Source organism: Actinomadura geliboluensis (genome assembly GCF_005889745.1).
GTDB lineage: Bacteria > Actinomycetota > Actinomycetes > Streptosporangiales > Streptosporangiaceae > Spirillospora > Spirillospora geliboluensis.
This window is the reverse complement of record NZ_VCKZ01000460.1, coordinates 1-6931: the sequence shown is the minus strand read 5'-3', so window position 1 is coordinate 6931 and position 6931 is coordinate 1. Positions and strand designations below refer to the sequence as shown.

The window sequence follows — 6931 nt, the reverse complement described above, 5'->3', positions numbered from 1 at the left end:
CACCGCGACTACCACGCCGACAACACGCTGTGGTCCTACGGCAAGCTCACCGGCGTCGTCGACTGGTCGGACGCCTCGTCCGGCCCCGTCTCGGTCGACATCGCCCGCATGCGCCGCGGCCTGGCCCTCCGCTACGGCCCGTCCGTCGCGGACCGCTTCCGCGCCACCTTCGACCAGGTCTCCGGCGGCCACGCCCACGACCCGTACTGGGACGTCCGCAGCCTCCTCGACCTCCTCCCCGAAGACGACGACCGCGTCCTGGACGAGGCCCACGTCCCCCTCTACGAGGACTACCTGGCCAAGCTCCTCCCAGAATGTTGAAGAAAGAGCACGCTGAACCTCAACCGGCGACCACGGGACGGGCGGCCACGGGTCGGGCGGCCGGAGGGCGCCCTAGCGCCCGGAGGCCGCACGACCCGCCGACGCAGGCGACCGCAGCGACGCCACGCACACCCGCACGGGCACTCCAGATCGCAACGGCGGCGTGAGGATCGCCTGCGTCGTAACGGGGGTTCCAGGGGGTCGCCCCCCTGGGAGAACACAGCGCGAGGATCGCCTGCGTCGTGACCGGGGTTCCAGGGGTGGGGGCCCCTGGGTGTTACAGCGTGATGGTCTCTATGGGGAGGCTGGAGTCCGCCGGTAGTTCCAGGTCGGACGGGTGGCGGCCTGAAGCGACGAGTTCCGAGCCCAGGGCGGCGACCATCGCGCCGTTGTCGGTGCAGAGTTTCGGGCGGGGGACGCGGAGGCGGACGCCCGCGGCCTCGCAGCGTTCGGCGGCCAGGGCGCGCAGGCGGGAGTTCGCCGCGACGCCGCCGCCGATCAGCAGGTCGCGGACGCCGTTGTCCTTGCAGACCTTCAGCGCCTTCTGCGTCAGGACGTCGACCACGGCCTCCTGGAAGGACGCGGCCACGTCCGCGATCGGGACGGGCTCGCCCGCCCGCTCCTTGGCCTCGACCCAGCGGGCCACCGCCGTCTTCAGGCCGGAGAACGAGAAGTCGTAGGTGCCGTCCTTGTACTTGCCGCGCGGGAACGCGATCGCGGCGGGGTCGCCCTCGCGGGCCATGCGGTCGATCACCGGGCCGCCGGGGAAGCCGAGGTCGAGGACCCGCGCGACCTTGTCGAACGCCTCGCCCGCCGCGTCGTCGACCGTGCTGCCGAGCGAGTGGACCTCATCCGTCACGTCCGGGACGAGCAGGATCGAGGAGTGGCCGCCCGACACCAGCAGCGCCACGCACGGCTTCGGCAGCGGGCCGTGTTCGAGCTGGTCGACGCAGACGTGCGCGGCCAGGTGGTTGACGCCGTACAGCGGCTTGCCCAGCGACAGCGCGTACGCCTTCGCGGCGGCGACGCCGACCATCAGCGCGCCCGGCAGGCCCGGCCCGGCGGTGACGGCGAACGCGTCCACGTCGGCGAACGTGACGCCGGCGTCCGCGAGCGCGCGCTCGACGGTCGGCCCCATCGCCTCCAGGTGGGCGCGCGAGGCGACCTCCGGCACGACGCCGCCGAACCGGGCGTGCTGGTCGACGCTGGAGGCGATGGCGTCCGCCAGCAGCGTGTGCCCGCGCACGATCCCGACCCCGGTCTCGTCGCAGGAGGTCTCGATGCCGAGCACCAGCGGCTCGTCCCGAATCATCAGTTCTCCCGGTTGAAGCCCATCGGCGGACGGCGGGTGAGCGGGCGGCTCATCACGATCGCGTCCACGTCGGAGGGCTGGTAGTAGCGCTTGCGGAGGCCGACCTTGACGAAGCCGAACCGCTCGTAGAGGCGGTGCGCGGCGTCGTTGTCGGCGCGGACCTCCAGGAACACCGCCTCGCTGTTGCGGCGGACGGCCTCGTTCAGCAGCGCGGTGAGCAGCGCCGCACCGATGCCGTCCTTGCGCCGGTCGGCGCGCACCCCGATGGTCTGCACATCGGCCTGCCCGCCCGCGGCGGCGAGGCCCGCGTACCCGACGATCTCGCCGCCGGGCTCCTCGGCGACGACGTAGTGGCGGGTGCGCGGCTGCTCGGAGAGTTCGCCGCGGAGCATCTCCTCGCTCCAGGCGTCCTCGGGGAACAGGGCCTCCTCCAGCCGGTGGACGGCCGGCAGGTCGGCGTCGGTCATCGGTCGCAGGACGACACCGGTCATGCCGGGGTCACCTTCTTGCGGGGCCCCGGCTCCTTCGCGTCGGGGCGGCGCAGGTAGAGCGGCTCCGGCGGGAGGAGCTCGGGGACCTTGAGCCCGGCCAGGCGGGCGACGGTCAGCTCCGCGAGGGCGCCGGCGGACGGCAGCAGGGGCTCGTGGCCGGATTCGCCCAGGACGTCGGGGTAGAGGGCGGCGCCCTCGCCGACGACGGGCAGCCCCTCGGGAACGTCCGACGGCGGGCCCACGGCGGGTTCGGTGGCGCGCGCGCGTGCCGAGTCGTACCGCGCCCAGTAGACCTCTTTGCGGCGGGCGTCGGTGGCGACGACGAACGGCTCGTCCCGTCCGGTGGCCCAGGCGATGATGTCCAGCGTGCAGACCCCGTGCACGGGGACGCTCAGGGCCTCCCCCATGGCGCGGGCGGTGACCAGCCCGACGCGCAGCCCCGTGTAGGGGCCGGGCCCGACGCCGACGGCGATCGCGCTGAGGTCTTCGGGAACCGCTCCGGCCTCCGCCATCACCTGCGCGATGGACGGTGTGAGCAGTTCGGTGTGTCTGCGCCGGTCGACGGCCTCGGCGGTGCCGCGCGGTACGGCGCCCTCACCCGGAATCCACTCGTACAGCGCCACGGTGACCGCGGCGGTCGCGGTATCGAAAGCCAAGACCAGCACGGGTTGTAAGCCTACCGGTCAGGCGGCGGGCCGTGGCCTCGGACGGTCAGCCCTGTTCGAGGGCCTGGATCACGGTCTTGGCGACCTCGGTGGCCCCACCGGTGGCCGCCCCGGACGAGAGCGGGTCGCCGTCGTCGGAGCCCGCGTAGTGGATCGTGACGAGGACGTTCGCGAGCCGGATGTTGCCGACGGCCTCGCCGGACCCCTGCCCCTTGTCCACGCTGTAGACGATGTAGCCGTCGTCGCCGACGTCCTTGGTCCGGGTCTTGTCGGTGAGCTTCTGCCCGGGCAGCAGCGCCTTGCCGGACTCGTCGGCGGTGCGCTCGGAGATGAGCGTCCTGCTCGCGGCGTCCGTGGGCGTCCGGCCCGCGTCGCCCGCGATCGCGCGGAGCTCGACGGTGAGCTGGCGCTTGGTGTCGCCCGCGTAGGCGCCCCACACGCACTGGTTCTGCCGCTCGTTGCTCTGGTAGTTGTCGGCCTGGGTGCGCTCGGAGCCCGGCGCGAGCCGGTCGATGAGGTCCTGGGCGACGATCGTGCAGGCGTCGGGGACGACGCTGCGCTCGCCCTTCGCCGTCGGGGAGCTCTCGGTGGCGCCGCTGCCGACGATCTGGCCGCCCTCCTTGTCGCCGCTCGCGCCGACGCCGGTCAGGACGACGACCACCGCGAGGACGCAGACGGCGATGCCGGCGCCGACGCCGCCGAGGATCGCGGCCCAGCGCCGTCCGCCGCGGCCGTCGCGCGCCACCCGGTGGCTGCCGGTGCGGTACCCGCCGCTGGCCGAGCGGTAGCCGCCCGTGTCCGAGCGGTACCCGCCGCTGTCGGAGCGGTAGCCGCCGGTGTCGCGCCGGCCGCCCGCTCCGCTGCCGCCCGCCGTCCGGTACCCGCCGGTGTCGGAGCGGTAGCCACCGGTTTCGGACGGGTAGCCGCCGCTCCCGGTCTGGTAGGGGCCGGTCTCGCGCTGGTAGGGGCCGCTGTCGCTCTGGTAGGGACCGCTCCCCGTCTGCCCCGGCCCGTAGCCGCCGGACCCGTAGCCGCCCGACTCATGGGCGCCGGAACCGGAGCCGGACGCGGCGTAGCCGCCCGTGCCGTATCCACCGCCGTCCGGCCGGTAACCGCCGCCTGGCCCCTGGCCACCGCCCGAACCGCGGTAGCTGTCGCGGTCACTACCGCTGCGATGGCTACCACTCACCGGTTCCCACTCCCGTTGAGAATCGATATGTCGTAAGTGAGGCTTGTTCCGGCAAAGAGTACGACATGTAGCCGTAAAGTGGACCACCCCGGTTGGCAAAAAACGGAGAAGTTGCCCTCAGCCGGTCATCCGGCGTCGAGTTCCAGGTCGGACCAGCGATGACCGACCCCGACGATCCTTACTTCGCGTTCCTCGCCGGGCCCGTCACCGCGCGAAATGATCACTTCCAGCCGGTCCTCGGCAAGGCCCTCCGCGAGCCCTTCTCCCCATTCCACGATCGTCACCGATTCCGTCATCGACGCATCAAGATCCAGATCGTCGAGTTCCGCGAAACCGCCCAGTCGGTAGGCGTCCACGTGCACCAGCGACGGGCCGCCGGCGAGCGAGGGATGCACCCGCGCGATGACGAACGTGGGCGAGGTGATCGGCCCCCGCACCTTCAGCCCCTCGCCGATCCCCTGCGTGAGCGTCGTCTTGCCCGCGCCGAGATGGCCCGTCATCACGAGCAGGTCGCCCGCCCGGAGCCGCGCGGCGAGGCGCAGCCCCAGTTCGTGCATGTCCGCCGCGGTCGGGACGGTGACGGTAAACGCTTTCACGCGGTTCGCTCCTCCTCCTGCTCGGGACGTTCCTCGGGGCGGACCCGGGCGATCAGCCGCCGCAGCCCGCCGGTCACCACGCCGGGGTACTCCAGCGGCAGCACGTGCCCGGCCTCCTCCACCTCCACCAGCTCCGCGTCCGGCAGCTCCGCCGCGATGCGGCGGGAGTGCTCGGCCGGGGTCAGCCGGTCCCGCCCGGCGGCCAGCACCAGCACCGGCACCCGGCCGAGGACGCCGAGGCAGCTCGTCTTGTCGTGGCCCATCAGCGCCGGATAGAACTCCGCGATCACGTCGATCGGCGTCGCCCGGATCATCTGCTCCAGAAAGTCGACGACGGACGGGCTGACGTACTTGTCGGCGAACGCCATCTTCCGCGTGACGACGAACGCCAGGTCGGCGCCGAGCCCGCGGGCCCGCTCCACCAGCTCGGCGCGGCGGCCGAGACCGCGCAGCGCCCCGGGCGCCAGCGGCCGGACGGCCTTCGCCAGCACCAGCGGCAGCCCGAGCGTCATCTCCGCCAGCTCGCCGCACGAGGTGTTGACCAGCGCCACGCCCGCGACCCGCCGCTCGAACACCTCCGGATGCCGCTCCGCCAGCGCCATGATCGACATGCCGCCCATGGAGTGCCCGACGAGGACGACGCGCTCCTCCGGGCCCGTCGTCGCCTCCAGCACCGCGAGCAGGTCGTCGCCGGTCTGCTCGATCGTCGCCCGCACCGGCGCGCTGCGCCCCGACCGGCCGTGGCTGCGCTGGTCCCAGAAGACCATCCGCACCAGGCCCCGCAGGTCGCGGCGCTGGTAGTGCCACGAGTCCTGGTTGAGGGTGTAGCCGTGGCAGAACACGACGGTGAGGCCGGCGTCGTCGGGGCCGTCCACCTCGACGTGCAGCGGGACGCCGTCGGCGGCCTCGACCGTCAGCTCCCGCCCGCGCAGCTCGCCGAACGGCTCACCGGCGTCCGGGTCGGGCCGCAGCCGCACCCGGCCCACCGCGAAGCGCCGCAGCCCGACGGCCGCGCCCACGCCCGCCGCGCCGGCGCCCGCGACGACCCCGGCCAGGCCGATCCTGCGTCTGCTCCTGCTGTCCATGCACGCGCCCCCTACAGCGCCCGTCCCGGATACGCCCTCGGCACCCGGGACCCGATGCGGGTGACGATCTCATAGGAGATCGTGCCCAAGGCGTCCGCCCACTCCTGCGCGGTCGGCTCGCCGCGGTCGCCCGGCCCGAACAGGATGACCTCGTCACCCGCCGCCAGCCGGTCGTCGCCGAGGTCGATGACGAACTGGTCCATGCAGACCCGCCCGGCGATCGTCCTGCGGCGCCCACCCGCGAGGACCTCCAGGAGATTGGACCCGTTCCGGGGGATCCCGTCGCCGTACCCGACGGGCACCACGGCCAGGTTGGCGGCCGCTCGCGTGGTGTAGGTGTGACCGTACGACACTCCGCGGCCTGCTGGGACCCGCTTGACCAGGGCCGCGTCCGCCACCAGCGTCATCGCCGGGCGCAGCCCGAACGTCCCGAGCCGGGGCACCGGCGTCAGCCCGTAGGTCGCGATCCCGGGACGGACGAGGTCGAACCGCGCCTCCGGCAGGGTCAGCGCCGCCGCCGAATTGGCGATGTGCCGGACCTCGAACCGCGCGCCCGCCTTCTCCGCGTGCGCCGCCATCTCGGTGAACGCGCCGAGCTGCGCCGCGATCGACGGATGGCCGGGCTCGTCCGCGCAGGCGAAGTGCGACATGACGCCGACGACCCGCACCTGCCCGGCGGCCTCCGCCTTCAGCGCCGCGTCGACCAGCGCCTCCCAGTCCGCACCGCTCGCCCCGCCCCGGGTCATGCCCGTGTCGGCCTTCAGATGGATCCGCGCCTGCCGCCCGGCCCGCTCCGCCGCCCGGACGACCTCGTCCAGCAGCCAGACCGCCCCCACGGTGAGGTCGACGTCCTTCGCGACGGCCTCCGCATACGGCTCCCCGGGCACCCCGATGCACACCAGCGTCCGGACCGTGACACCGGCGTCCCGCAGCCGCAGCGCCTCGGCCAGCTTCGCGACCCCGAGCCACGACGCACCGCCCGCGAGCGCCGCCCCCGCCGCCTCGACCAGCCCGTGCCCGTACGCCTCGGCCTTCACCATCGCCATGACCTCGGCCCCCCGCGCCCGCTCGCGCAGCAGCCCGATGTTGTCGCCGATGGCGCCCAGATCAACACGCGCCTCCGCAGGAACCCTCATGACTCTAAGTGTGCCGCTCAAGACCCCATGTCCGCGCACCGTCGCACAGGTGGTGTGTGGTTACCGGGTGATGGTGCGGAAGGCGGCGGGGAGGGAGGTGATGACGTCGTGGGCGCTTATGGGGGATTCGGCGCCT

At 73.4% G+C, this 6931-nt stretch carries 8 protein-coding genes; 1 reads left to right on the top strand and 7 read right to left on the bottom strand.

Features of this window, described 5'->3' with window-relative positions:
* On the top strand, nt 1-321 hold a 321-nt coding region (locus ETD96_RS38420; RefSeq protein ID WP_171069438.1), incomplete at its 5' end, for a phosphotransferase.
* Between the two features lie 277 nt (nt 322-598).
* Here ETD96_RS38420 and tsaD read toward each other — a convergent pair.
* The 7 genes from tsaD to alr form a co-directional block, all read right to left on the bottom strand.
* Nucleotides 599-1633, bottom strand: a complete 1035-nt coding sequence (gene tsaD, locus ETD96_RS38415; RefSeq protein WP_171069437.1) for a tRNA (adenosine(37)-N6)-threonylcarbamoyltransferase complex transferase subunit TsaD — start codon at nt 1631-1633, stop codon at nt 599-601.
* Entirely contained in the window at nt 1633-2124 is a 492-nt protein-coding gene (rimI, locus tag ETD96_RS38410; protein ID WP_138641409.1) for a ribosomal protein S18-alanine N-acetyltransferase, read from the bottom strand. The genes tsaD and rimI overlap by 1 nt, the downstream gene beginning before the upstream one ends.
* Nucleotides 2121-2789: a tRNA (adenosine(37)-N6)-threonylcarbamoyltransferase complex dimerization subunit type 1 TsaB gene (gene tsaB, locus ETD96_RS38405; protein WP_138641408.1), complete on the bottom strand. Its 669-nt coding sequence runs from the start codon at nt 2787-2789 to the stop codon at nt 2121-2123. Before tsaB ends, rimI begins: the two co-directional genes overlap by 4 nt.
* A gap of 46 nt (nt 2790-2835) precedes the next feature.
* A complete protein-coding gene (locus ETD96_RS38400; RefSeq protein ID WP_138641407.1) occupies nt 2836-3978 on the bottom strand; it encodes a hypothetical protein in 1143 nt (380 codons plus the stop codon).
* Nucleotides 3979-4103: 125 nt separating this feature from the next.
* Nucleotides 4104-4535, bottom strand: a complete 432-nt coding sequence (gene tsaE / locus ETD96_RS38395) for a tRNA (adenosine(37)-N6)-threonylcarbamoyltransferase complex ATPase subunit type 1 TsaE (protein WP_138641406.1) — start codon at nt 4533-4535, stop codon at nt 4104-4106.
* Nucleotides 4536-4570: 35 nt separating this feature from the next.
* Nucleotides 4571-5659, bottom strand: a complete 1089-nt coding sequence (locus tag ETD96_RS38390; protein ID WP_138641405.1) for an alpha/beta fold hydrolase — start codon at nt 5657-5659, stop codon at nt 4571-4573.
* An 11-nt stretch (nt 5660-5670) separates the two neighbouring features.
* Complete coding sequence (gene alr / locus ETD96_RS38385; RefSeq protein WP_138641404.1) at nt 5671-6795, bottom strand: alanine racemase; 1125 nt, start codon at nt 6793-6795, stop codon at nt 5671-5673.
* Between the last annotated feature and the right edge of the window lie 136 nt (nt 6796-6931).

Coding starts and splice junctions, on each gene's coding strand:
- tsaD (WP_171069437.1), bottom strand. CDS start 1,633: ATGATTCGGGACGAGCCGCTGGTGCTCGGCATCGAGACCTCCTGCGAC.
- rimI (WP_138641409.1), bottom strand. CDS start 2,124: ATGACCGGTGTCGTCCTGCGACCGATGACCGACGCCGACCTGCCGGCC.
- tsaE (WP_138641406.1), bottom strand. CDS start 4,535: ATGCACGAACTGGGGCTGCGCCTCGCCGCGCGGCTCCGGGCGGGCGAC.
- ETD96_RS38390 (WP_138641405.1), bottom strand. CDS start 5,659: ATGGACAGCAGGAGCAGACGCAGGATCGGCCTGGCCGGGGTCGTCGCG.
- alr (WP_138641404.1), bottom strand. CDS start 6,795: ATGAGGGTTCCTGCGGAGGCGCGTGTTGATCTGGGCGCCATCGGCGAC.